Origin of the sequence: Paenibacillus sp. J2TS4, from assembly GCF_018403245.1 — a bacterium.
Lineage (GTDB): Bacteria > Bacillota > Bacilli > Paenibacillales > NBRC-103111 > Paenibacillus_L.
Window position 1 is genome coordinate 63,884 of sequence record NZ_BOSH01000004.1, and the last position, 26,015, is coordinate 89,898.

Here is a 26,015-nt window from a genome sequence, read left to right on the forward strand (position 1 = left end):
TATGAGCGAACCGATAATTGAACTGGTGGATTTGACGAAGAAATACGGGGAGAAAACAGCGGTAAACCAATTGAACCTGTCGATTCATAAAGGAGAGATATTTGGACTTCTGGGTCCGAACGGAGCCGGTAAATCAACCACCATTTTGATGATGATCGGTTTGTCGGAACCAACCTCGGGCTTGGTGAAGGTATGCGGATTCAATTCCACCCGTCAGCCGATGATGGTGAAGAAAAGAGTAGGCTATTTACCGGATGATGTAGGATTTTATGATGAGCTCTCTGCACGGGACAATTTAATCTATACCGCCAGACTGAACAGGATTCCCGCCATAGAAGCCGCCGTCAGGGCAGATCTTCTTCTGGAACGGGTCGGTCTCGGTCAGGCCAAGCGCCAGAAGGCGGGGACCTTCTCCAGGGGAATGAGGCAGAGGCTCGGGTTGGCCGACGTTCTGATCAAGCGGCCGGAGATCATTATTTTGGATGAGCCGACCCTGGGAATCGACCCTGAAGGGGTCAGGGAATTTCTCGATTTAATTCGCACTCTCAGCCGTGATGAAGGATTGACCGTCCTGTTGTCTTCCCATCATTTGCACCAAGTACAGCAAATCTGCGATAGGGTAGGAATATTTGTTCAGGGGCGATTAATTGCTCAAGGAACGATAGAGAGCTTGTCCCGGGAGCTATTTGCCGGTGAACCGCTGGTTATAGAAGTGGAAGCAGCGGCCTTAACGAATGAAATGGAGGAGGCTGTCCGGGGCATAGAGCACGTTCTGAGAGTGGAGCGCGAGGGGCAGCGGCTTCGTCTTGGATGCGCGCAAGATGTCAGTTCGCAAGTTGCCCATACATTAGTTCAACAAGGAGCGGCTTTAACCGGTCTATCCAAAAAACAATACGGGCTGGATGAAATTTATCATCGCTATTTTGAAGGGAGTGATTCGGATGAAGGGGAAGGTTCCAGGATGGGAGCAAGCCGTGCGAAAGCTGCGCGAAAAGGTATATGAATGGAGAAGACCGCGCAGCAAGATGGAGGCCGCATCATCCGAGGAAATTGGGCGGGGCGCCTCTGAAGATGGGATAACTCCCAAGGAGCATTCCCCATCTGTGCACCCATTCTGGGTCATTGTGAATAAGGAAATCGGCGATCACATCCGCAGCTGGCGGGTGGTCATCCTTCTTTCTCTTATGGTGCTAACCTGTATAGGTTCCTTATATACTGCAGTGGAAGAAGTTCGTTCCATTGCACGCTCAGAGGAGGATTCCTCCTTCCTGTTCCTCAAACTGTTTACCGAGCATAACGGAACCTTGCCTAATTTCATTACTTTCGTGAGCTTCCTAGGCCCGCTTCTCGGCATAGGGCTGGGCTTCGATGCTGTCAATTCCGAGCGGAGCAAAGGTACATTGGGACGAATGATATCGCAACCGATTTATCGGGACGATTTGCTGCTCGCCAAATTTACTGCCGGCTTTGTCCTGATTGCTGTCCTCTTTATGTCGCTGGCTATGACTATGGTCGGCACAGGCTTGCTCGCACTCGGCATCCCGCCAACGCCCGAAGAGTTCTGGCGTATCGTTTTCTTCATGTTGATTGGTACTGTTTATGTCGGTTTCTGGCTGAATTTGTCGATATTATTTTCTGCCCGTCTGCGTCAGGCGGCAACGTCGGCCATCAGCTGTATCGCGGTATGGATTTTTTTCAGTGTATTTTTTAATATGATTGTCCAACTTGTGGGGCGCGCATTGGCTCCGGCGGGAGGTGCAGGAATAGACGACATATTAAGTTATGCCCGATCCATGCAGCTTCTCATTCGTTTATCGCCAAGTCAGTTATTTGACGAGGCTACCATGACTATGCTCGTTCCATCCATTCGTTCACTGGGCTTGTTAACCCCTGAACAGCAAATCGGGGCTATTCCGAGCCCCCTGCCCCTCGGCCAGAGCCTTCTTCTGGTATGGCCGCAGGTTACTGGCCTAATGGCGGCTACGATGGTTTGCTTTGGGATTGCCTACGCTTTATTTATGCGTCAGGAAATTCGTTCAAAGTAATAAGAGCCATGTTATTGTACTAAATTAATCAAGGCGTTTTTCCGTCAGAGGAAAAACGCCTTGATTTAGTCTTCGGGCTGATTTCGCGCGGATTACCTCTTGCTGCCAGCCTATGGATGGGTCAGGATTCAAAATGTACCGGTGCAGTTGGCTTCGATTCTTTATCGCCATTGGATGCCGTTACTCGGTAATATCCATTGTAATCATCCGACTCGCTGGCGTAAAAATTAAATTCGGTGTCGCCTTTAATCGAACCGATTTTTTGGAACGGTCCGCTCTCTTTCTCACTGTAGTAAATATTATATTGACTTGCTTTTTCTTTACTGTGATTCCAAGTGATTTGCAGTGCTTTTCCTTTCATGCTGGCTTTAACACCGGATGGAGGACTAAGCGCGGCGCCTTCACTGGAACCTTCTTCGCCTTGAGCTTTCTCTTGACGGCCTTCTCCTGGCAAGATCAAGTCAGGATTGATGCTGTCGTTGAACACCACTCGACTTGGCGCCGATTCCCGACCCGCTACATCTACGGCAGTGATATAATACCCGCTGCCAAAAGAGTAGGGCAGTCCGGTGAAGAGGGTCTCCTCTCCCGCCAAAATGACTTTGCCGTTCATGCGTTCGAATGATTTCACACCATCGGTTCTGTAGAGTCTGTAGCCGACCACGTCATTATTCCCGCTAGGATTGAAGGACAGGCTGTTCGTATCGCCGTTTCGGGTAAACACTAAATGGCTTGGCGGCTCCGGGGCTTTGCCATCATCCTGCCGCGGGTCCGTCTCCGTTGGAGCATCCTTATACGCATCTTTCGGGACGTAGGCGCTTAGCGATCTCCGTTTGTTCGCCGGAAGGGAAGAGCTCACTTCTTGAATTCGTTTCAGAATGGAAGCTACGGACTCCGGACGTTTAATCACAATCTCCTCACGCACCATATCATCCGGCGTTGAGGAATGGGGGAGATAGTTAACCCCATTGTAAGTTATATATTTGGATCTGACGAGGACATCATCCACCTCGGTCGGTACATACTTACGGTTGAAAATATCAGTAACCAAATGCCCGGAACTGGTCGTTAATTCAGTCGGCAGCTTGCCGGACAAATTAGAGACAGTCATTTTAACAATATCTTTGGGCTGTTCAAACTTTTCGGTCTGAAAGAGCTCGGGTTTCTTCTCGTAAGCGACATCCATAATATGAGACCATACCTGCAGAGGGTGCATAGTACTTCCGTTTTTACTGCTCAGCTTGTATTTGGGCTCGCTATATCCTGCCCATACTCCGACAGTGATATCAGGAGAGTAGCCGACAAACCAAGCATCCGCGTCCTCGTTCGTAGTACCGGTTTTTCCCGAAATCGGAAACTTTCCGTAGTTTTTAAGGTATTTCTTGATGTTGGTTCCGGTCCCGGAAGTAATAACGGTTCTCAGCATGTCAGTCATTAGATAAGCAGTTTCCTCCGAGAACACTTGCGTAGGCTTGGTCTCGTGCTCATAGACCATCTTGCCGTCGGCGCTTTCGATTCTGCGAATCATGTACGCATCGTTAAAGGCTCCCTTATTGGCAATAGCCGTATAGGCATTTGTCAGTTCCTCTACCGAAACCCCTTTGTACAAGCCGCCGATAACGCCTGTCTGAGCATGATTATCCTCTTCGGTAATTGAATTAATGCCAAGCTGTCTGGCAAAATCCCAAGCCTCCTGAATCCCTACCTCATTCAAGAACAGCTTGATAGCCGGAATATTGTAAGACTGATTCAAGGCTTCTCTGGCAGTAATCAGACCCTGGAACTGGCGATTCCAGTTCTCCGGAATGTGCCATCCGCTCGTTCCATCCTTAAGCACGATCGGAGAGTCATCAATGACACCGCCGGGTTGGATGGCCCCTTTTTCCAGCGCAGGCAGGAAGGCGGCGATCGGCTTCATGGCCGAGCCGGGCTGCCGGTAGGCCTGGGTCGCATGGTTGTAAGAGGTACCGCGTCCTTCGATCATCCCTAGAATAGCTCCGTCTCTATTATCGATCATAATGGCTCCAACCTGCTCGACTCCAGCCTCCGGGTGATCCGGAAGAAAATTGGACGGGTCATTAGCTATCGCCTGCATGGCATCATATAGCGTCTGATCAATCGTTGTATATACTTTATACCCTCCGCGGAACAACTCCTGCTGGGTCTCCTTGAATGCCTCTTGATACGCTTCTTTATTTTCCTCCTTATTCTCCGCAATTTCGGGGTGTCTCACCGAGAGCAGAACTTCGGTGGCTCTTTTTTCCACTTCAATCATCAGGTTAGGATAGGTGGTGTAGGCTTTAACCTGAGGCTCTGACAGGCTCTCTTTTAAATTAAAGCTAAGAGCTTCCTCGTATTGTTCGTTTGTAATTTTCTCAGTTTCGACCATCCGCTTAAGAACCCAATGCTGGCGTTCGACTGCCCGATTAAAGCCTGCTTCGTCAAATGTCCCATTTCCTTTAAAAGCCGAGAAGCTGCTTGGTAATTGGGGAAGTCCGGCCAGGTAGGCAGATTGGGCCAGGTTCAGTTCGTTCAGATTCTCTATTCCGAATATTCCTTTGGCTGCTGCTTTGATTCCATGAACGTTGTAGCCGTTCGCGCCAGTACCAAACGGAACTTTATTCAGATAGGCGGTGATGATCTGATCCTTGGACATAACTCGCTCTATACGAACGGAAAGCAGAATTTCCTTCAGCTTACGGCTAATCTCCCGGTCGGTGTTGAGAAAAACTCGTCTGGACAACTGCTGGGTGATGGTGCTTCCTCCGGTTTGAATGTCTTCGTTCAACACTTTCTGCTTAACGGCCCGGAAAACCCCTTTGAAATCAAAGCCGATGTGATCATAAAAGTTCGAATCTTCTACGGCAATTAAAGCTTCCTTCACTAATTTGGGAATTTCATCGTAGGTCGCCATCCGCCGATCCTCGTCGGATCGCAGCTGACCCAGCTCGGTATCGTCCAGAAAATAAACGAAGCCGGTCATTGCGTTTTCTTCCATCTTCGCCATTATTTCTTCCTTGCTCCGAACCGGATCATCTTTAACCAGCGCGGAAGAATAACCAAAGATGGCACCCGCAGCCAAAAATCCGCAGATCACTATAGTTATGCAAGTCCACTTTAGGGTTAACCAGCTATAACGACCTGTTTTTTTTACTGCTGGATGACTGAAAAATGATTGCAATCGCTTAAGCATAAAAAAACAACAACCCCGTTTCGAGTAAAATAAACAAAACCATTATATCACAAATGATCGGATTGTTGCAGAAAACCGCGAAAAGTACGATTTCGTCGAATTGACAGTCGGTTCAGGGTATGATATAAAGAATAAAATACAAAATGATACAAAATATGCGCTGAAGGACTGGCGGATTATGGCCGCCACAGTAGATGCGTGCTGTCCGCTTTAAGAGAACCGGTGGTAGGTGCGAACCGGTACGCCAGCCGTATTCGAATTACCGTCCGGAGCAGGGGAAGGGAACGGGCCGATATTTTCGGTTTCATTGCAGCTCCAGTAGCTTCCTGCCGGGTCAATCCCGTTATTTCTTGAAGAGTGAAAGCTCCGGAGACCGTCAGGTCTGATAATACGGTGCTTTAACAAGGGTGGTACCGCGAGACAGGCCTTCTCGTCCCTTATGGGGATGAGAGGGCTTTTTTCGCATTATTGAAATTCTAAGTTCCGGGGCTCCCCGCAAAGTAATCGGAATACGCTTCGAAGGCTATGCGTCACTTTGTGGGGGATTTTACGGGGCTCCCCGCAAAGTAATGTATAAACCACTATCGAAGCAAAGTCAGGAAGAGCGACCGCGATTAGAGGAAGGTTTAAACGCCGGCCCTGTTAGGGTGCGGACGGAATACGCTTCGAAGTCCATACGTTGTGGGGTTATTTACGTTGAAATAGCGGGGGAATAGCCGGCAAACCGGTTAAAGTTTCTATCAGCGCATTGCGTTATTTATTTGAAAGGGGATGTATTCCGTGTCAATGGATAAATTAAGCAAGGATCAATTGGCAGAAGTAGAACGCCAGTTTGAGCTGTTACAAAGAGGGGTTACAGAAATTATTCCGGAAGACGATCTTAAGGAGAAGCTGGCTCGCTCCATTGCTACCGGCAAGCCTTTGAATGTTAAGCTTGGTCTGGATCCATCGGCTCCGGATATTCATGTCGGGCATACGGTCGTATTGCAGAAGCTGCGCCAGTTTCAAGAGCTGGGACACCAGATCCAGCTTCTTATTGGAGATTTCACGGGGAGGATAGGAGACCCGACCGGCAAATCGGAAACCCGCAAACAGCTTTCGGAAGAAGATGTTAAACGTAATGCGGAAACCTATAAGGAACAAATTTTTAAAATATTGGATCCGGAGAAAACCAAAGTTTATTACAACTCCGAATGGCTGAGCCCGCTGACTTTTGCTGATGTCGTCCAATTATCCGCCAAAGCAACGGTTGCCCGGATACTTGAACGCGATGATTTCAGCAAGCGGTATTCCGCAGGGCTGCCCATTCATATTCATGAATTTTTTTACCCGCTTATGCAGGGCTATGATTCCGTCGCGATGGAAACCGATGTGGAGCTGGGCGGAACGGATCAGAAATTCAACCTGCTGATGGGAAGAACGCTGCAGAAGGAATACGGGGTCGATTCTCAAATAGCGATCACTATGCCTCTCCTGGAAGGATTGGATGGCGTACAGAAGATGAGCAAGAGCTTGGGCAATTACATCGGTATTGACGAAGAGCCTAATGAAATATACGGCAAGGCGATGTCTGTTCCCGATGAGCTGATGCTTAAATACTACGAGCTGGCAACGGATTTGCCCGATGATGAGCTTAAGGCGCTGGAATCGGGGCTGGCAGACGGAACGGTTCATCCAAGGGATGCGAAGATGAGGCTGGCCGCTTTGTTCGTGCGAATGTACCATGGCGAAGAAGCAGCTAAAGAGGCGGAGCGTCATTTCGTTACCGTCTTCCAGCAGCGTGCGCTTCCAGACGATATTGAGGAGAAGCCGCTTCCGCTCTCTGAACTGTCGGACGGACGGATTCGTATCATCCGGCTGCTTGTTGCTCTGGGCATGCAATCTTCCAATGGAGAAGCGAGAAGAAGTGTGCAGCAGGGGGCGGTCAAAATTAATGAAGAGAAGCTGACGGATCCGAACGGAGAGGTCGAGATTCACGATGGAGACATCGTGCAAGTCGGCAAACGGAAGTTTGTCAAAGTGAAATTGGAATCTTAAAATTGAAGAGGCCCAAAAATAAAACCACCCTGGAATGATCCGGGGTGGTTTATTATTAAATTAACGGCTGTAAAACTCGACGATTTGCTTCTCGTCAACGTCTTGCGAAAGTTCGGAACGCTCAGGCAAACGAATATATTTACCTTCGAGCGCCTGCTCGTTGAATTCAACGTAAGCGGGAACGTGATTGCGGTTTTCCAGAGCTCCTTTGATAGCGGAGAGACCGCGGCTTCTTTCACGAAGGCCGATTACGTCACCGACACTAACCATGAAGGAAGGGATGTCTACTTTTTTGCCATTGACGGTGATATGACCGTGGGAAACCAATTGACGCGCGCCTGCACGGGAATTGGAAAATCCGAGACGGTAAACGAGGTTGTCCAGACGGCTTTCCAGCAGGATCATAAAGTTCTCACCGGAGATTCCCTTCATTTTAGTAGCTTTATCAAACAGGTTGCGGAATTGCTTCTCGCTCAAGCCGTACATATGACGCAGCTTTTGCTTCTCTTGAAGCTGCATGCCGTATCCGCTAATCTTTCTTCTCAGTCCGGGTCCATGCTGCCCCGGAGGGAAAGGACGCTTGCTCAATTCCTTGCCAGTGCCGCTTAAGGAAATGCCAAGACGGCGGCTTAATTTAAATTTAGGACCTGTGTAACGTGCCATGTATAGATTGCTCCTTTAAATGTCAAATTTAATTTTAAATAATAGTAAATCTCGTTGTTGGGTTCGTCCGGTTTGAAACAGAAATTCGTTATGCCCAGCTTTGTTTATCGCGGGGCTCGATGGCTCCGCTCTGACACGAATAGTTCAGCCGCTGTCCTGTCAGCAACAAAACCGGTGAGGGTGTTCATAACGTCCCTGACCGTACGAGAAGCGGACATAATCCACTCAAATTCTAATTCTATAGGAATATCCAATTCGATGTCAAGTCTATATTACAAGAATACTTGGACAAATCCCGGTTTAATTATCTGTGAACAACATACCGGCATAAAGCGGGCCTTCGGTGGCATCCTAGTATAAAGCTATTATTAATACGGGGGAATTGAGATGAATCCTAGTCGTCGAAGAAGACAACGAATAAGCTTGTTGGCATTGAACCTAATTTGGCTCGTCATACTCGTAGCCTGTCAGCGTACAGCGCTCGATCCCGAAAGAGTTCTGGAGGAGGTGTTGTCCAATATGTCACTTGCGCACATTGCTTATGAGGGAAGCTCCGAGATCCAGGTAGCAGGAATGCCGGTGGCCGGGAAATCTTTTTTTCAACCGGTAGATGCTGCAGAGAGACGAGAGTCTTCTATGGCTGGATTAGAGAATAATCCAGCAAATCCGATAGCAATCATCGAATCGTTAAAAAAAGCGCGTAAAACCGTCCGTATCGATAATAAAACCGGCAATAGCCTGACTTTGATTATTGAAGCGGATGCCGGGCAATGGACCCAGCTTACTAATCTCCAGTGGCAGAAGCAGCTGGAAGAGCTCCGGGAAGAGCAAAAAATCCGTTCATCCCAATATGTGCAGACCTTGGGGGCGGATAAGGCGGCCCGTCTGGAACAGGAAGTAAACGAGCGTATTCATCGGGAAAAAGTTAGGCTGGACCAGCTAGGAGCAACGCTTTCCGCAGATGGACAATGTCGAATTTTACTGGAACTACCTAATAAAAAGGCAAAAGAAATGGAAGTGGAAACCCGGCTAAGCTATACCGAAGCTGGTGAAAATCAACAGGAAATCGTCCGTTCCGGCTACATTTTTCATTAATTCTTCCTTATATACAAGGAAGATTAGACAAAGCGCTTCTCGGGTGAGTTTGACTCTTTATCCAGTGCTATGTAGGTGAAAAAAATTTTCCGCCCTGAAGCTTGACCTCGTCATATTCGTTTTCCTTCATGGCATTACGTGGTACAATTAATGAGGAATTTGCGAGAGGAGACCCCCCATTGAAAAAATCGATAAAGCCTGCGTCACTGCTAAAATACATCATTTCAGCCGTCTTTATTCTTGCTCTTGTCCTCTTCATGTATAAGGCAAATTGGAGGGGAAAGCTGCCGGGTCTGACGGTTGAACATTTATCCCAGTACTTGCTTTCCTTCGGAGCCTGGGCGTACGTTCTAGGAATCGCTGCGGTGCTCATACAGACGGTTGTGCCCATCATTCCTTTTGTGCTGGTGGCCGGGGCCAATATTCTTATATTCGGACTATTCTGGGGCTTCGTTGTGAATTACGTGATGTCGGTTGTCGGAGCGGCGTTATCGTTCTGGTTCGCCAGATCGATCGGCCAGCAATGGGTACTCGGCAAGCTGAACAATTTCCCCACCGTAGAGGCATTTAATGATAAACTGGAACGAAGCGGCTTTTTTTATGTGTTAATCGGCCGTCTCATTCCGATCGTTCCCTCCTCCGCAATAAACTTCTCAGCAGGTGCGATGAAGGTTAAGGCCAGTCATTTTATGACGGCGACCATTCTTGGTAAATTCCCTATTGTGCTGCTGGAATGCTTCATAGGACATGACATGCTTCATTTTCATCAAAATAAAGGAAGGCTGCTGCTGTTGGTCGGGATTTTCGCTGTTTTACTGGCCATCGGCGGATGGATCAAGAGGATGATCACTCACAAATCAGCTGTCTGAAGGAGGATTTATTATGAGAGATCCGCGATTGCAAACATTAGCCCGCAATTTGGTTAATTACTCTATGCAGGTACAGCCGGGAGATAAAGTGCTGATAGACATGCAAGGCTCGGAGAGAGAAATCGTGGGCTGCCTGGTAGAGGAAGTATACAAAAACGGGGGCATTCCGTTCGTAGACCTGAATGATCGAAAGGTTCTGCGATCTGTTCTGATGTCCGCGACCCAGGAGCAGATGGAGCTATGGGGGCGGCTCGATACGGCAAGAATGGCGGAAATGCAATGTTATGTTGCTATTCGTTCTGGGGAGAATGTGAACGAATTGGCAGACGTCCCTGACGATAAAATGAAGCTTTACGATCTTTATTATCGAAAACCGGTTCATTTGGAACAGCGTGTAAAGCATACCCGCTGGGTCGTTCTGCGCTATCCGAACGATTCTATGGCCCAGCTTGCCAATACGAGCACCGCTGCGTTTGAAAATTTCTACTTTGACGTATGCAATCTCGACTATTCTCGCATGGATCGGGCGATGGACCCGCTGCAAAAGCTGATGGACCGCACCAATAGAGTCAGGATTATCTCCCCGGGTACAGACTTGAGCTTCTCGATCAAGGGCATTCCTTCGGTCAAATGCTCCGGCCACCGCAACATTCCTGATGGAGAGCTGTACACTGCTCCGGTGCACGATTCTGTCCATGGAGTGATCCAATATAATACTCCATCGGTGTATCAGGGAACGACTTTTGAAAATATCCGCTTCGTGTTCGAAAATGGAAAAATTGTAGAGGCAACCAGCAGCGATACGAAAAGGCTCAATGATATTTTGAACACTGACGAGGGAGCGAGGTATATTGGCGAGTTCAGTCTCGGCTTCAATCCGTATATTTTACATCCGATGAAGGATACGTTATTTGACGAGAAAATCGCGGGAAGTCTTCATTTTACCCCAGGTCAGGCATACAAGGAAGCCGACAACGGTAATCGTTCCTCGATCCATTGGGATATCGTCCTTATTCAGCGCCCGGAATACGGCGGAGGCGAAATTTATTTCGACGATGTGCTGATCCGCAAAGACGGCCGATTCGTCATTGAGGAACTGGAAGGGTTGAATCCGGAGAACCTGAAGTAGAGCAGATGGAAACGTTTTTACGATAAACTGAAAATTGACTTGCACCCTACAAGTTTCCAAGGTATCATTACATTGAAAGCTTTGACGACACTACTCATTTGGAGGGATAGCAATGGCTAATTCGAGCAATGCCGCAGTGGTGGATATTTCCCAGACGGCTAACAAATTCAGCTCTTCCATCGTTTTGCAATATGAAAACAAATATATCGACGTTAAAAGTATACTGGGCCTGTTCACTACTTTGACCTCCGCTGGAAAATACTCACTCCACGTTCATGGTCCGGATGCTGAGGAAGCGAAGAAAGCAATGCAGGAAGTATTTGCTAAACATAACCTTGCGGTTCAAATGGCCGCAGAGTAATAGGTGCCACTACTTAAAAGTATTCCCGTCTTAAGGGAATACTTTTTTGACTTTACAGACTTATTTTCAGGATAGAATGATAAGCTCCGGACTTCCCGCAAAGTTCTGTATAACCTACTTTTGAAGCCAAATCAGGCGTTTAAAAATCAGAATTGTTTTTTGCGTAGCCGCATAGAGTTTTTGGAAGATGCCGTATCTCTTGTATCTTGTTATGTTTTCGTCTAATATAGTGCATAGGAGCTTATTTTACCACATATAGAATTTATAAGTTTTTGCTTTCTGAACCGCACTAAATTCTATTTGGCGATAAAACAACCTTAACAACGCGGTCGCTCATCCTCGAAGGATCTCCAAGGGCATCTGACCGCTTGGGGGATTGGACCGGACGGATTCCTCCATAGATATAAGAAATAAGCTAGTGGGCATGCCACTTTAAATGGGGGTTGTTATTTTACTACAGGGGGGAAGTTTGATGTCTTCATCGGAATTAATGTTGAGTTTAAACCAACGAGCCTTCCAGCTTCTACAGGAAGATGCTTTAAAAATACAGAAGCTAATTGAAGTGCAAATGGAAAATTTAACGACTCGTAAATGTCCTTTGTACGAGGAAGTGCTGGATACTCAAATGTATGGGCTTTCCCGCGAGGTAGACTTTGCGATTCGAGCCGGTCTAGTAAGCGAGGCGGCCGGAAAGCAGCTGTTAAGCGAATTGGAACGCAATCTCGCCCAATTATATGAGGCTTTGAACGCTAAAGAGTAACCCCGTATACCTGGTTACTCTTTTATTTTACTTTGGTGAGCTTGCAGAATTCTCCAATTGAAGGAAAACGATGCTCATTTTCGAATACTCCGATAGGGGTAATAACCCTTAGTTATATAAGGAAAAAGGCCATTCCAAGTATTAAATAGACTGCCAGCAGAAGTACTCCCTCGTACCAGCTTGTGCGGCCATCCTTGGAGATGGCTACCGCAATAACGACAGATACGGCAATGGCCGCCAGCTCGTGGACTGTGAAGACGAAGTTCATCGCCTCGCCCATGATATAGCTTACAAAAACAAGGATCGGCGCGACAAAAAGAGCGATCTGCAAACTGCTTCCAATGGCGATTTCTACGGCAGCTCCGATTTTGTTCTTCATGGCCAGCATAACAGCGGCCGAATGCTCTGCCGCATTGCCGATAATCGCAATGACGAAGGCGCCGACAAACAATTCTGATAAGCCAAAGCGATGGGAGAAATCCTCCAATGTGCCAACCAGCCACTCACTGACGAACGCCACCATTACAGTAGCTGCGATCAAAAACAAAATCGATAATCCTTTGGACCAGTCGGCTTTTCCCTGCTCGGCCTTGTCCTCGCTTATTTGGGCCTTATGGGTCACCATAGAAAACACCAGCCACAACAAGTAACAAATCATTAAAATGGCGGCTACCGCGAGACTCAAATATTCCGTTTCGCGATTCGTCAACGTATAGGAGAATGCGGCTGGTATGAAGAGAGCAATAACAGCCAGCTGCATGAGTGACGAGTTGTACGTTGCCAATACTTGGCTGAAGTTTTGCGTTTTATATTTCAAGCCTCCAAGCAGCAGGCTGAGCCCGAGAACAAGCAGCATATTCCCAATGATCGATCCGGTAATGCTCGCTTTAACCATATCAAACAGCCTAGGATTGCCATTAACGGCTTCTTTGATAAGAATAATGGAGATAATTAATTCTGTCGCATTGCCGAACGTGGCGTTAAGGAAGCCTCCCATCCTTTCCCCGGCATAAAAGGCTACATTTTCGGTTGCTTTGCCGAGAAAGCCTGCCACGAACAAAATAGCGATGCAGGACGTTATAAATTGCACGGTGTAGTTCATTCCCGCATAGTGGGCTGCTCCGCTTATGACAAAAGTAAGGATCAGGAGAATGTATAGTAGACGATTGCTCAATATTTTCACCTCTTCCATGGATAGCATTCCAAAATTGCAAGATCTAATGCAATGCGGGGAATGATTAGGCTTGCTACCCTATAATATTAATAAGATAATTAGAAGGAGATAGAGCTATGGATCTGAAATTAAAAGGAAAAACGGCTGTTGTAACGGCTTCAAGCAAAGGGCTGGGACGAGCGATTGCCGCCAAGCTGGCTGAGGAGGGAGCTAACCTTATTCTGGGCAGCCGGGACGAAGAGAGCATCCGTGCAACGGCCCAGGAGCTGGCTTCCCGCTATGGAGTAGAAGCCCAGGGCTTCGCCGTCCAGGTGGGGGATGCGGAATCAGTGGCCAAGTTCGTGGAGCGCTCCGCCGCTTCCTGTGGGACGATTGATGCGCTTGTGTGCAATGCCGGCGGTCCCCCGGGGGGAAGCTTTCTGGAGATGCAGGATGAGGCCTGGGAGAGCGCATTCCAAACCAATCTGATGAGCGTTGTCAGACTGGTCCGAGGCTTCCATCCCTACATGAAGGAAGCCGGAGGAAGAATTGTAACTATCGCCTCAAGCTCCGTCAAAGTGCCTATTCCGGGCTTGGTGCTGTCTAACACTTTCCGTGCAGGAGTGGCCGGGCTAATGAAGACGTTATCGATCGAATTGGCAGAAACAGGTATTCTGTTGAATACGGTTTGTCCCGGAAGAATTTCGACCGACCGATTAACGGAGCTGGATGGCGCCCGAGCCGCCCGGGAGGGCCGGACTATTGAACAGGTTCAAGAAGAGATCATGCAGGAAATTCCGCTGGGCAGATATGGACGGCCCGAGGAATTGGCGGATTTGGCCGCTTATTTATTGTCACCGCGCAACAGCTACATGACCGGTTCCACGTTCTTCGTTGACGGGGGAATGGTCAAATCATTATAATGAATAAAAAGAAAAGGAGTGAACGGTATGTCAGAACAGAAGCAAACGGGGAACATTCGTATTTCTGATGATGTCGTTGCTACGATTGCAGGTTTGGCTGCCCTCGATACTCCCGGAATCGCTGGAATGTCTGGAGGGATTTCGGAAGGCCTGGCCAAACGGCTTAGCGGCAAAAATCTGCAGCGGGGTGTGACGGTAGAAGTGGGGGAATTGGAAGCCGCCATCGATTTAAGAATCATTGTTCACTATGGCTCTCAGATACAGGTCGTTTGCCGCGAGCTGCAGGAGAACGTTCGTGATTCCATCGAGAACATGACCGGCTTGCATGTCGTTGAAGTGAACGTAAAGGTAGAAGGGGTCGCCTTCAAGGAGAGGGAGGAAGAGAGCGAAGAGATCCTTCGGGTGAAATAGGATGGTTCGGGATCTTTCCATAACAAGCTACATATAACGAAGAAAAGGACGGCCTGCAGGCCGTCCTTTTTATGAACGAAACTAATATAATGGAGACTGGTTTAGCTTCGTTTATTAGATGTTTCCGGCAATCGCTCATTCGATTGACGGGAAATGCCAAGCACGATTCCCATGCCGATCAGTGTGGCAAGTATGGAAGACCCGCCGTAGCTGATGAAAGGCAGCGTGATGCCGGTCATTGGAATACTGTTGGTCACTCCGCCAATGTTGACTAAAGCTTGAATACCGATCGTACTGATGATTCCGATCCCGACTAGCATTCCGAACGGATCTGGGCAGCGCAGAGAAACAATAATCCCTCTCCACAAAAAAAGAATATAGATAAGGAGAAAGAGGGAGGTGCCCAAAAATCCGAATTCTTCACCGATGATCGCAAATATAAAATCGTTATGAGCTTCGGGAAGATAATGAAGCTTCTGGATACTCTGCCCAAAGCCGGCTCCAGTAAACCCTCCGTGACCAAAGGCATAGAGGGACTGGATAATTTGAAAGCCCGTGTCCAGCGGATCGGACCAGGGGTCCATAAATACTCTAAATCGGTTGAAGCGGTAGCTGTCAAAGCCATGTCCCTGAATCGTCATAATTCCAAGAGCGATTCCCAGTACTCCAGCTCCGACGGCTCCTAATGCCGCCAAATGCTTCAGATTAGCGCCGCCGACAATGATGACCGTCATGGCACCGAGCACCAGAATGGCGCAGGAGCCTAAATCGGGCTGCATCATGATCAAACCACCGACGAATCCGACAATGATTAGGGAGGGGAGCAAACCGTTCTTAAAATCTCTAAGCTTGTCCCCTTTTCTTGTAATCATATTAGCCAGATACAAGACGATGGCCAGCTTGGCAAATTCGGATGGCTGCAGGTTGAACGGACCGAGAGCGAGCCAACTGCGGGCTCCCGGTGGCCCATAGCCGATGAACGGCACGAGTGCCAGCAGGACGACTGTTATCAGAAAGATGGGAAGCGTCCATTTGCGCAGCATTCGGTAGCGAACGTTCATAATGAAGATCATCGCAAACAATCCGAGGATCATCGCAATCGCGTGCCGTTTGGCAAAGTAAAATGAATCTCCTCCGTATTTCTCAGCTGATAAAGCAATGGCAGAGCTGGAGCTGTAAACCATGAGCAGTCCGAAAGCCGCCAAAGCAAACGTCAGGAACAACAGTAAAAAATCGGGCGTTCCTCTTCGTGGGGGATTCATGGATTCGCCTGCTTATTGCTCGAGCTTCTTCTTTAACTCAGTCAGCTTCCGGTTAGCTTCGTCCAGAACGGCTTGAGGAACAGGAGAAGTGTACTCGAGTCCGTGCGGGAAAGTGACTCGTCCTATGTAGACTTGTTCAATATTGAGAATGGAATCGGGGCGCTCCAGCTTTCCGACTTCAACCCGAGTGTTGATTCTTAGCAAATATTCATTTTTAGATTTGGCATCTTCAATTTTGTAATCATATGTGGCGCGGTAGTATTCCCATTGCCAGCGGATAAAACCAAGGTCAGTGGTTACTTCATCCAAGAAAGCAAGATCGCTTTTAACTCCGTTTAAGCCTGTATTTTCGATTATCATTTATAGTCCTCCGATCTATTTGGCGTCCAGTTAATAAGGGTATATCATTTTCATGATAGTATGTTTCCCAAACTTGTGCAACCCTAAAGCCCTGCGCGCGAACTTGTTAAATGTGGCTATTTTGTGGCATGTTTTTATGCTGTCTTGCCTTGGATAGATAGGAAACGGTGGGGAGGTCTGCTAAAATATTAGGTAAGAGGTTTTTGTAATGGGAGGGATACGATGAATATAGAGCAAAGCGTAGAGCAGATTTATCCAGACATGGTGAGCTGGAGGCGACATTTACACCGTCACCCGGAGTTATCTTATCAAGAGAAGGAAACGTCAAGATTTGTAGCAGAGCGGCTTACGAGCCTGGGGCTGGAGGTTGAACGGAATGTTGGCGGGTACGGGGTAACAGCACTTCTGCGGGGAGGCCGGCCGGGACCGACGGTTGCTCTGAGAGCGGATATGGACGCACTCCCCATCCAGGACGAGAAGAAGGTAGAGTACGCTTCTAAAGTGGCGGGTGTGATGCATGCCTGCGGCCATGACGCTCATACAGCGCAATTATTGGGGGCAGCTGCCGTTCTGGCTCCATTCAAAAGAGATCTTAGCGGAAATGTCCGGTTTATATTTCAGCCTGCCGAGGAAATCAGTCCGGGCGGCGCCTCCGCAATGATTGCCGACGGTGTATTGAAAGATGTGGATGTAATCTATGGGGTTCATCTATGGTCGCCGTTTCCATCAGGCTCTGTCTACAGTGCGGAAGGGCCGATCATGGCTAATGCCGATGAAATGCGTATCGAAATAACGGGCAAAGGCGGGCACGGGGGGCTGCCTCACGAGACTGTAGACAGTGTAGTGGTCGGTTCTCATCTTGTCGTTAATTTGCAAACCATCGTCAGCCGTAACGTTAATCCGACCATTCCGGCCGTCCTCTCGATAGGTTCGATCCATGCTGGAAGCGGCTTCAATGTCATTGCTGACCAATGCATTCTGAACGGAACGGTCCGGACCTTTGATTCCGGCACCAGAGACCAGATCAGAAATAGAATAAGCGAAATAGCGGAACAGACCTGCGCCATGCATGGAGCAGCATTCAAGCTCGAGTACAAGGAAGGCTATCCGGCGGTTGTCAATCATGTGAGCGAGGCGCAAAGATTTGTTCGCATCGGTCGGCAATTGTACGGCGAGGATCGAGTTCGCTCTTGCGCTCCGATTATGGCGAGTGAGGACTTCTCGTATTATTTGCAAAAAATCCCGGGTTGTTTTATTTTTGTCGGTGCGCAGGCTCCCGGGTCCGGCACCCCCATCCCCCATCACCACCCGCTGTTTGATATTGATGAAAATGCGATGAAGCAAGCGGCATGTTTGCTTATTGGTCTCACACTTGATTATTTGAATGAACGATCGTTGTAGGGGATAAGATTATTTTGCTTATTTTCTCCGGCTGACACATTTTTGCAAGGATGAATCCTCCTCTGCAGGAGAAAGCTATGAAGGGACTGCCCCTTAAATACTTAGCTAGGAGGAAGATTAGTGAGAAAAATTAAAGATATTATGACCGACGAGATCGTTGCGGTAGGCTCCAAGGACACCGTATATGACATTGCTTTAAAAATGAAGCAGCACGACACCGGCTTTATTCCTGTCGTTGAAGGCACAAAGCTGCTCGGAGTCGTAACCGACCGCGATCTGGTCATTCGCGCCATCGCCGAGAAGAAAGAAGGCTCAGCCGTTGCCGAGAACCTGATGAGCCGTGACATCACAACGGTGGACCCGGAAACCACCGTAGACGAAGCGGCCAAAATGATGGCAAAGGATCAAATTCGCCGTCTTCCGGTTGTCGACCAGGGAGAGTTGATCGGCGTCGTGTCCATCGGGGATCTGGCGGTACGGCATATATTCGAGAGCGAAGCAGGAGAAGCGCTCAGCGAAATTTCGGAAAGTGATAAGTCGGGCACCTTGAATCGGTAACATCTATGGCCATGAGCACGAGGGAATAGGTTATTATAACCTGAATCCCCGTTGTCTCGTGGCTTTTTGCTGCCACATATAGAATTTATTAGTTGTTGCTTCCTGAATCCCATCCAATTCTATTTGGCGATAAGAAAGCTTCTATTTGAATGATGCCATCTTTTCTAAAAGTCGATGAGACTGACTTCGGTTCCCTTATTCCTGTCGTAACTCTGCCGGGATGTTTAATTTAGGCGACTTCCTTTCATACTTAATAGTAAGAAGATAAACGGAAGGAGAACGTTATGAACAGTGCATCCCAGTCCCCTTTGTTTATTTTGAATGATTTTACCGTATTGCTTGAAACCGATCATCCTGATTTCGAAACGGTTCGAAACCGTTTGAACCGCTTTGCGGACCTGGTTAAAAGCCCGCCTCATATTCATACCTATAAAATCACTCCATTATCGTTATGGAACGCGATGGCCTGTGGCTGGCGTCCCGGCGAGATGATTGATTTTTTGACAAATTACAGTAAATTCGGTATTCCCTCATCTGTTCGCAATGAGCTTCTGAAGATTACAGATAAGTATGGCTTGCTGCAGCTGGAGCAGAGAGACGGCGCGCTGCTGCTCCTTTCCAAGAGCCCCGCATTGCTGAATGAATTGATGTCTTATCCTTCGCTATCAGCCTTGTTTGGCGAACGAATTGATCCGCAAGCCGTCGAGGTCCGCCCATCCTCCCGCGGCAAGGTTAAGCAGGAGCTGATCCATCTCGGGTATCCGCTGGAGGACCGGGCCGGCTTTCATCAGGGAGAATCGCTTGCTCTCGACTGGCGGGATAAATTATCCGACGGCCGGACTTTTGAATTGAGGGATTATCAGGCCGAGGCTGTAGAGGCCTTTTATCGTGAAGGGAGCACTCATGGAGGAAGCGGGGTATTGATTTTGCCCTGCGGAGCGGGAAAAACGATTATCGGAATAGCAGCAGTATGCAAGCTGCAATGTGCCACGCTTATTTTGACACCGAATGTAAGCTCGGTTAAACAGTGGAAGAGAGAAATTATGGAGAAAACGACATTGGACGAGTCGATGATCGGGGAATACGACGGGACTACCAAGCTGGTCAAGCCAGTAACGATCGCTACTTATCAAATTTTGACTCATCGCCGCAGTAAAGAAGATGAATTTAGACATATGAAGCTGTTTAAAGAACGGGATTGGGGTCTGATTATTTATGATGAAGTCCACCTTCTTCCCGCCCCTATTTTTCGGGTAACCGCCGATATCCAGGCGACCCGCCGCCTTGGCCTGACCGCTACACTTGTCCGGGAAGACGGCTGCGAGAAGGAAGTCTACTCATTGATCGGACCCAAACGGTACGATGTTCCGTGGAAGCAGCTGGAGAAGCAAGGCTGGATTGCCCAGGTCGAATGCAAAGAGCTTCTCGTCGATCTCCCTCGGGAGTCCATCAAGCTGTACAAAGAAACAGGCGCCCGTTCGCAAATGCGTGTAGCTGCGGAAAATCCACGCAAAATGGAGGTAGCTGCCAAGCTGCTAGTCAAACATAAAGGAGAGCCGACTCTTGTGATCGGCCAATATTTGGAACAGCTCCGGAAATTTGCAGATTACTTGCAGGCGCCTCTTATTTGCGGAACGATGCCGCATGAGGAGAGGGAGAAGCTGTATCAGCAATTTCGCGAAGGCTTGCTTCCGGTTCTGGTTGTTTCTAAAGTGGCTAATTTTGCGGTGGATCTTCCCGATGCTTCTGTGGCGATCCAGGTCTCGGGCAGCTTTGGCTCCAGGCAGGAGGAAGCCCAACGGCTGGGCAGAATTTTGCGCCCGAAGCCGGGAAGAAACAAGTCTTATTTTTACTCGATTGTGAGTAAAGGAACGAAGGAGCAGGAATTTGCGTTAAACCGTCAATTATTTCTTATTGAGCAAGGCTACCAGTACAGCCTTATAGAAGGAGAATGGGAAGGGCAGGAGGTAGAGGTCTAATGATCAGCTTATCCGAAATAGCTCGTCGTGTGACTAGTTCCGGATTGCTTCCCCATGGAGGGTCGCCGTCTTTCCCTTCCCGTCTGGGGAGAACAACGGACGATTCTATATACTGGGCGGATTCCGGGGGAAACCTTGGGTCTGCAGGGCAAGCGGAGTCTCTAACTCCCTGGGAAAGAAATACACTGGTCGCTTGTCTGGCGGAATTCGGTGTTCATCCATTCAAGCTGACGAATTTGGAGAAAGCCGCAGAGCGAGAAGGTATCTCCGGTGCAGAAATAAGAAGCGGGCTCGCCGGCTTGCAGCAGCGGGGGATCGTCTTTGCTTTCCGTAAAGCCTGGGGAGAGCATCTGTATGTTCTGCCGCTTGAAATAGCGAGGATGTGGCATCGCATTCTATGGCCTCTTTCCTTTAAAACGGAGGACCCCTCTTTATACGAACGGGCGGAGGAGGGGAGATACGCGCGAGGGGTAGCGTTCGACCTGCTTTATTTGCTCCGTTATTTGGCTTCTGAGAAAATAATCTTGACGCGTAAAGGAACCGTTCCCAAACGTCATCTGCAAAAAATCAATTCGCTGATGACCGTTAATCCGGATGTCCTTAAGCCATTATCGTACCATTATGTTCACTGTGATGTATACCACGAGGCGTTCGTTATTACGTTGGATATCGTGCTCCAAATGAGATTGGCAGAATTCGGGGAAGATGAATTAAAGCTTTGCCGCGAAAGGGTGGAGCGCTGGTTAATGCAATCTTCCAACGATAGGCAGCGGGAGCTTTATCGCTATTGGTGCCAAATCTGTCTGCCGCTTATCCCTGCATGGATGCACCATGCCATTTTGTTGGCGGAACGGGTCCCTTTTGGCCAGTGGGTTCGGATTGGAGATTTGCTGAGCGGTTTAACGGAGCCGGTCACCGGAATCCGTCTGTTTGACGATAGCTCTATTCGGGATCAAGCCTGCGATCCTGATGAATTACTGGCTCGCTGGCTGCTGCCACTAAGCGAGATGGGCTGGGGGGAAATTTCCGATTTATCGGAAGTAACCGAATTGGCGGAGCGCCGATTTCGCTGGTCTTTTCCGTTGATGGAGGAGGAGCCGGCCGGGGAGGAAGCCGAAGGGGGCAAATGCTATGTCCAGCCCGACTTGGACATCATCGCTCCTCCGGACGTATCCTTCTCCACCCGTTGGATGCTGGAAGCGATGGCAGAGCGCTGCCAATCCGGACAGGTAACCGTATATCGCTTGACCAAAGATCGCTTTCTCAAAGCACTGACTGAAGGGTACAGCCTGGACGAATGCACCCGTTTTCTTAGTGCGGCGTCCCTATACGGACTCCCTGATAACGTGGCCCAGATGTTAGAGCAATGGGCAAATAGCAAGGGGAAAGCTGCAGTCCTGCAAGAGCCAGCTGTGAATATGAATACAAATTCATTGCCGGGGCCGCTTAAGGAGCTCTCTGTCCAAAGGCTTTCTTGCGAGGGAGAATGGCTTGAGGCCAATGGCGAAACCCGGGATGGAGAACTTGATAAAAAGGGGGCTCCGCGACTGATTCTCTCCGATTACGCCTGGAGCCAGTGGCCGGTGGATACGGATATTCCATCGGCGGACGAGCTGTTTCCGGAATGGCGGGAAGTCCCTGGAAAGTGGTTCCGCGAGTGCCTTTCCTATCATTTATCAACCCGTAAGGAAATAATCAGAAAAGCGTTGGAATGGAAGGCCGCGCTCCGGATAGCATCCGAAGGGGATGAACAAACCATTGTTCCAATGAAATTAACAGAGGACGACAATGGCTGGCGAATTATCGGAATGGCTGGCTCGTCCTCTGTCACGATAGATCCTCGAAATTGGGACAGAGTCCAAATTGTGCTTCCTGGAATTTCGCAAATTTAGTTACCGATAATCGGATACTTCATGGTATGATGAAGGATGTAAATAAACTAAAGGAGTGACATGGTCAAATGAGCATCCTGGAAGCCGACGCCTTGGACATGTCGGCCTTATTGATACAAGCCTACGAACTGGGCGATTCGATTAATTCCTCTGTTGAAATGGCGGAGTACTTATATTGGAAAGAACGTCTCGCGGAGGATGAAGATGCGCAATCCCTCATTCGCCAGTTCGCGAAGAAGAAGGAGAAGTTTGAAGAGTGCGAGCGTTTTGGTCATTTTCACCCTGATTATCACGCCGCTCTGGAGGAAGTGCAGGCCTTGCAGGAGCAGATGCATGAGAATTCAGTCATACGTTTCTATCAGCAGGCGGAGTCCCGCTTGGATGAACTGCTCTTTGATGTTTCTGAGTTGATCGCTTATTCCGTTTCGGAGTCTATCAAGGTGCCGAGCAACAGTCCTGTTCCCGTAAGCGGCTGCGGATCGGGAGGCTGCGGGTCTGGCGGTTCCTGCAGCGGGAACTGCGGATAATAACCGCTTCCTCTCAGGTTCCGAGATCGTTGACGAGCTCGGAGGCCGGCCTTTCGATGCAGGACGTTCTCCTCTTCCCGATTCGCCTGGCGGTCAGGAAGAGGAGGCGACGGCTTGCGGCTAACGGGCGGGAATTCGTCTCCTCAAGGAATTACTCCTTCTGAAATAACTAAGAATCTATGTTGATTCCACTTAACAATAGCGCTACTCCTCAGATCCTGACTGCCCGACCCATGTCGTCCCTTCCGGTTTTCCATCGGCTTAAAGAGCGTTCCTCTGCACTATGAAATTTTTGGCTTGCGTTTATTTAACGACTAATATTTCGAAAGACTACAAATCAGTTCCAATAACTGATCTATCCCAATCAATTATAACTATATATATTGAACTGAAGATTTCATAGATCATGGAGTGGAGAAAGAATAAGGTTCGGAGGCACTTTCCTTCGGAACGGAATGATCGCTTTCTTTAGTACCACATATATAGATACGAAAGAAGGAATAATTATGTTTACCGAAAGAATCGGCCTTATTATTTGGGTAACCGATTTAAAGCCGGCCCGAAATTTAGAGCGGTACGGAACGGTTTATTATATGTCCAAAAAGCTGCATTACGTGGTCATGTACGTTAACAAGGATCATTGGGAAGATACCATGCGGAATATTCAGCGTCTGCCTTATGTGAAGAAAGTTGAAAGATCGTATCGCAGCGAAATTAAAACGGAATACAATAGCAATGTTCCTGATAAAACTCGTTTTTACACTTTTTAATACTTTTTTCGTATAGATGGATTGGAAAACGGCTCAAAATAGAGTAGAATGGGGATGATGAGTTTGTACATAGTCTTCTAGGCCTGTTTTTGTAGGAGGGGAGTCGTGGAAGTGAGAGACAGAATGATGGACCGTTGGAGTACTTACGAACCATTCTATATAATACTGTCAGACAAGAAGATTGCCGACATTGTCGTAACCCATCACGCCCGAACCCGATGGATCTCGCGGGTCGAGAACCGGAAAACAGGCTTTGAAGATATATGCGATTTTTTATGGAGCAAGCTGAAGCAGGGTCAGATTCAATCCTATTACCGGAATGAGCAGGACGTGTTTTTAATTGAAGACGATCTGGTGATGGTCGTGGAATTTGCTGTTTTGGAGAATGAAACCGATATAGCGGGGAATCCGTTATACAAGATGATAGTTGTTACCTTTCTAGGTAGAATGTCCGAAACGATCGAGCTGCGGGACTTAAAGTCCTATTACTCTTGGCTGCGTCATTCCCGCCGAATGACACTGATCAAGAACAGCCGCAAACGCAAATAAATAACTGCCTTCGCGCTCTCGAGCTGTCAGACAAGATAAGCTCGGGAGCGTCTTTTTGTTAAATATAAGAAATATATAAGTTTCCCATTCTAATCATGCTTATGATTCATCGTGAAACGTTAGTCAGCCACCACAGGACGGCGATAGCCGTTTGCGCTTGAAATGGATTCTTCCGTGACGACAGGAATATCGGCACTTTTTTAAAATAAGGATTATTAGAGGCGGTTACCGGTTGTCAGTCGCAATCCCGCATATCCTTCTTCTGTCAGGGTTTGGTATAATAACATTATAGTTCAGACAATTGACGGGAAGGATGAGGTTATGTCAGGACGATTTGTAGATTTACACACTCATACGAACGCTTCGGATGGCACACAATCTCCAGCGGAGAATGTTCAATTAGCTTACAGAGCCGGCTTGTCCGGTGTGGCCATTACGGACCATGATACGGTGGCGGGAATAGAAGAAGCAAGGAGGGCCGGGGATCAATTGGGAATCCTTGTCGTTCCGGGAGTGGAAATCAGCACCGTAGCCGGAGGGCAGGATATTCATGTGCTGGGCTACTATATGGATGAGCGGTGCCCGGTGTTTCTGGATCGTCTGGAGAAGCTGCGGCAAATTAGAGACCGACGAAATGAATGGATGCTGGAGAAGCTGCGGGAGCTCGGGCTGGATGTATCGTTAGAGGAAGTTATAGCGAATGCGAGTAAAGATCGGGGCAAGGATGAGACTATCGGTCGTCCTCATATTGCGGAACTGCTGGTAAGCAAAGGTTACGTTCAGTCGATGGAAGAGGCGTTTGACAAATACTTGGGAACCGGTGGCGCTGCTTACGTTAACCCGCCGCGGATCGGACCGAAGGAAGCGATCGACTGGATACACGAGGCCGGCGGTGCCGCTGTTCTCGCTCATCCGGGAATATATCGGAACGATGAGCTGGTTGAAGAAATCATTCGTTACGGTTTGGATGGAATAGAAGCTTGCCATTCGGATCATTCCCCTGCGGAGGAAGAGAAGTACAGAGAGCTGGCCGCACGTTATCATTTGGCGGTAACTGCCGGGTCGGACTTTCATGGCGAGCGCCATGGCCAAGTTTTTCACGGACCGATCGGTAATCGCAAAGCGGAATGGTCCGTACTGGAATCATTACAAAAGCGAAGAGGGGATTAGTATGACTATACGCAAGGCAATTATCCCGGCGGCCGGGCTGGGCACCCGCTTCCTTCCCGCCACGAAGGCACAACCGAAGGAAATGCTTCCGATTGTCGATAAACCGGCTATTCAATACATAGTGGAGGAAGCGATTAATTCCGGAATAGAAGATGTCATTATCGTTACCGGGCGTAACAAACGGGCGATAGAAGATCATTTTGACAAATCGGTTGAGCTGGAAATGCTGCTGGAGGAGAAAGGAAACGAGGAACTGCTGAACGTTGTCCGTCAAGTGTCCAACCTGGTTGACGTTCACTATATCCGTCAGAAACAGCCGCTTGGGCTCGGTCATGCCGTGCTCTGCGCCAGAAAGTTTATCGGAGATGAACCGTTCGCTCTGCTGCTGGGAGACGATGTGATCGACTCCAATCCTCCCTGCATTCGCCAGATGATGGACTTATATGAGGAAGCTCAGACGTCGATAATCGCGGTTCAAGAAGTGCCTTGGAATGAGGTGGATCGTTATGGGATTGTGTCTCCCTCGTCCCGAAGCACTTCTGTGGCGACAATTCGCGATTTGGTCGAGAAACCGGATCGGGATCAGGCTCCATCCAATCTGGCGGTTATCGGACGCTATGTGATCGAGCCGGAAGTGTTCTCGATTCTCGAAACCTGCAAGCCCGGAAGGGGAGGGGAAATTCAGCTGACGGATGCCCTGCGGGTGCTGAACCAGAGCAAGCCCATGCTGGCCTTCCTGCAGCAAGGCAGAAGATATGATGTTGGAGATAAGCTGGGCTACATTGAGGCTACGATAGAACTAGCTTTGCAAAGGGAGGACCTTGCCCCCCATTTGAAGCAATACTTAAGCAGATTGACTGAATCCTGGGACTAATTTGCCAAGCACTAGTCAACTGCGGTTGTTTTTG

24 protein-coding genes are annotated in these 26,015 nt (G+C 48.6%); 19 read left to right on the forward strand and 5 right to left on the reverse strand.

The genetic code is table 11. The features are described from left to right. Position 1: 1 nt before the first annotated feature. Both KJS69_RS10460 and KJS69_RS10465 read left to right on the forward strand, forming a co-directional pair. Positions 2 to 1,003, forward strand: coding sequence for an ABC transporter ATP-binding protein (locus KJS69_RS10460; protein ID WP_213583710.1), 1,002 nt, complete (start codon positions 2 to 4; stop codon positions 1,001 to 1,003). Beyond that, a complete protein-coding gene (locus tag KJS69_RS10465; RefSeq protein WP_213583711.1) occupies positions 942 to 2,045 on the forward strand; it encodes an ABC transporter permease in 1,104 nt (367 codons plus the stop codon). The genes KJS69_RS10460 and KJS69_RS10465 overlap by 62 nt, the downstream gene beginning before the upstream one ends. A gap of 121 nt (positions 2,046 to 2,166) precedes the next feature. On the opposite strand, the gene KJS69_RS10470 is transcribed toward KJS69_RS10465, so the two are convergent. Next, entirely contained in the window at positions 2,167 to 5,052 is a 2,886-nt protein-coding gene (locus KJS69_RS10470) for a transglycosylase domain-containing protein (protein ID WP_249730459.1), read from the reverse strand. A 972-nt stretch (positions 5,053 to 6,024) separates the two neighbouring features. Here KJS69_RS10470 and tyrS point away from each other — a divergent pair. Further along, a complete protein-coding gene (tyrS, locus tag KJS69_RS10475) occupies positions 6,025 to 7,275 on the forward strand; it encodes a tyrosine--tRNA ligase (protein ID WP_374706630.1) in 1,251 nt (416 codons plus the stop codon). Between the two features lie 60 nt (positions 7,276 to 7,335). Here tyrS and rpsD read toward each other — a convergent pair whose 3' ends face one another. After that, complete coding sequence (gene rpsD / locus KJS69_RS10480; RefSeq protein WP_213583714.1) at positions 7,336 to 7,938, reverse strand: 30S ribosomal protein S4; 603 nt, start codon at positions 7,936 to 7,938, stop codon at positions 7,336 to 7,338. 387 nt (positions 7,939 to 8,325) lie between these two features. Here rpsD and KJS69_RS10485 point away from each other — a divergent pair, with 387 nt between their 5' ends. The 5 genes from KJS69_RS10485 (at position 8,326) to KJS69_RS10505 (ending at position 12,152) form a co-directional block, all read left to right on the forward strand. Beyond that, positions 8,326 to 9,033: a hypothetical protein gene (locus KJS69_RS10485; protein WP_213583715.1), complete on the forward strand. Its 708-nt coding sequence runs from the start codon at positions 8,326 to 8,328 to the stop codon at positions 9,031 to 9,033. Between the two features lie 179 nt (positions 9,034 to 9,212). Continuing rightward, complete coding sequence (locus KJS69_RS10490) at positions 9,213 to 9,902, forward strand: TVP38/TMEM64 family protein (protein ID WP_213583716.1); 690 nt, start codon at positions 9,213 to 9,215, stop codon at positions 9,900 to 9,902. Between the two features lie 13 nt (positions 9,903 to 9,915). After that, a complete protein-coding gene (locus KJS69_RS10495) occupies positions 9,916 to 11,031 on the forward strand; it encodes an aminopeptidase (RefSeq protein WP_213583717.1) in 1,116 nt (371 codons plus the stop codon). Between the two features lie 112 nt (positions 11,032 to 11,143). After that, a complete protein-coding gene (locus KJS69_RS10500) occupies positions 11,144 to 11,392 on the forward strand; it encodes an HPr family phosphocarrier protein (protein WP_213583718.1) in 249 nt (82 codons plus the stop codon). 472 nt (positions 11,393 to 11,864) lie between these two features. Then, entirely contained in the window at positions 11,865 to 12,152 is a 288-nt protein-coding gene (locus KJS69_RS10505) for an Fpa/YlaN family protein (protein WP_213583719.1), read from the forward strand. A 112-nt stretch (positions 12,153 to 12,264) separates the two neighbouring features. Here the strand turns inward: KJS69_RS10505 and cax are convergent, their stop codons facing one another. Then, on the reverse strand, positions 12,265 to 13,326 hold the full coding sequence (gene cax, locus KJS69_RS10510) for a calcium/proton exchanger (RefSeq protein WP_249730460.1): 1,062 nt from the start codon (positions 13,324 to 13,326) through the stop codon (positions 12,265 to 12,267). A gap of 116 nt (positions 13,327 to 13,442) precedes the next feature. On the opposite strand from cax, the gene KJS69_RS10515 reads away from it, so the two are divergent. After that, positions 13,443 to 14,228: an SDR family oxidoreductase gene (locus KJS69_RS10515; RefSeq protein WP_213583721.1), complete on the forward strand. Its 786-nt coding sequence runs from the start codon at positions 13,443 to 13,445 to the stop codon at positions 14,226 to 14,228. A gap of 27 nt (positions 14,229 to 14,255) precedes the next feature. Continuing rightward, entirely contained in the window at positions 14,256 to 14,639 is a 384-nt protein-coding gene (locus tag KJS69_RS10520; RefSeq protein WP_213583722.1) for an Asp23/Gls24 family envelope stress response protein, read from the forward strand. Positions 14,640 to 14,740: 101 nt separating this feature from the next. On the opposite strand, the gene ftsW is transcribed toward KJS69_RS10520, so the two are convergent. After that, positions 14,741 to 15,901: a putative lipid II flippase FtsW gene (gene ftsW, locus KJS69_RS10525; protein WP_213583723.1), complete on the reverse strand. Its 1,161-nt coding sequence runs from the start codon at positions 15,899 to 15,901 to the stop codon at positions 14,741 to 14,743. A gap of 12 nt (positions 15,902 to 15,913) precedes the next feature. After that, positions 15,914 to 16,261 (reverse strand): YugN family protein, encoded by a 348-nt coding sequence (locus tag KJS69_RS10530; RefSeq protein ID WP_213583724.1) that lies wholly within the window; start codon positions 16,259 to 16,261, stop codon positions 15,914 to 15,916. A 222-nt stretch (positions 16,262 to 16,483) separates the two neighbouring features. On the opposite strand from KJS69_RS10530, the gene KJS69_RS10535 reads away from it, so the two are divergent. The 9 genes from KJS69_RS10535 to galU all read left to right on the forward strand — a co-directional run bounded on the left by KJS69_RS10535 (position 16,484) and on the right by galU (position 25,981). Next, on the forward strand, positions 16,484 to 17,662 hold the full coding sequence (locus tag KJS69_RS10535) for a M20 metallopeptidase family protein (RefSeq protein WP_213583725.1): 1,179 nt from the start codon (positions 16,484 to 16,486) through the stop codon (positions 17,660 to 17,662). A gap of 120 nt (positions 17,663 to 17,782) precedes the next feature. Then, positions 17,783 to 18,220 carry a CBS domain-containing protein gene (locus tag KJS69_RS10540; RefSeq protein WP_249730461.1) on the forward strand — a complete coding sequence of 146 codons (438 nt, stop codon included), beginning with the start codon at positions 17,783 to 17,785 and terminating at the stop codon, positions 18,218 to 18,220. Between the two features lie 284 nt (positions 18,221 to 18,504). Next, positions 18,505 to 20,199 carry a DNA repair helicase XPB gene (locus tag KJS69_RS10545; RefSeq protein ID WP_213583726.1) on the forward strand — a complete coding sequence of 565 codons (1,695 nt, stop codon included), beginning with the start codon at positions 18,505 to 18,507 and terminating at the stop codon, positions 20,197 to 20,199. Then, positions 20,199 to 22,091, forward strand: coding sequence for a helicase-associated domain-containing protein (locus KJS69_RS10550; RefSeq protein WP_213583727.1), 1,893 nt, complete (start codon positions 20,199 to 20,201; stop codon positions 22,089 to 22,091). Before KJS69_RS10545 ends, KJS69_RS10550 begins: the two co-directional genes overlap by 1 nt. Before the next feature lie 68 nt (positions 22,092 to 22,159). After that, entirely contained in the window at positions 22,160 to 22,618 is a 459-nt protein-coding gene (locus KJS69_RS10555; protein WP_213583728.1) for a YlbF/YmcA family competence regulator, read from the forward strand. 506 nt (positions 22,619 to 23,124) lie between these two features. Then, on the forward strand, positions 23,125 to 23,388 hold the full coding sequence (locus KJS69_RS10560; protein ID WP_213583729.1) for a YlbG family protein: 264 nt from the start codon (positions 23,125 to 23,127) through the stop codon (positions 23,386 to 23,388). 111 nt (positions 23,389 to 23,499) lie between these two features. Continuing rightward, positions 23,500 to 23,937, forward strand: coding sequence for a hypothetical protein (locus KJS69_RS10565; protein ID WP_213584080.1), 438 nt, complete (start codon positions 23,500 to 23,502; stop codon positions 23,935 to 23,937). Between the two features lie 321 nt (positions 23,938 to 24,258). Then, complete coding sequence (locus tag KJS69_RS10570) at positions 24,259 to 25,107, forward strand: PHP domain-containing protein (protein ID WP_213583730.1); 849 nt, start codon at positions 24,259 to 24,261, stop codon at positions 25,105 to 25,107. Between the two features lies 1 nt (position 25,108). Continuing rightward, positions 25,109 to 25,981 carry a UTP--glucose-1-phosphate uridylyltransferase GalU gene (galU, locus tag KJS69_RS10575; protein ID WP_213583731.1) on the forward strand — a complete coding sequence of 291 codons (873 nt, stop codon included), beginning with the start codon at positions 25,109 to 25,111 and terminating at the stop codon, positions 25,979 to 25,981. Positions 25,982 to 26,015: the final 34 nt, after the last annotated feature.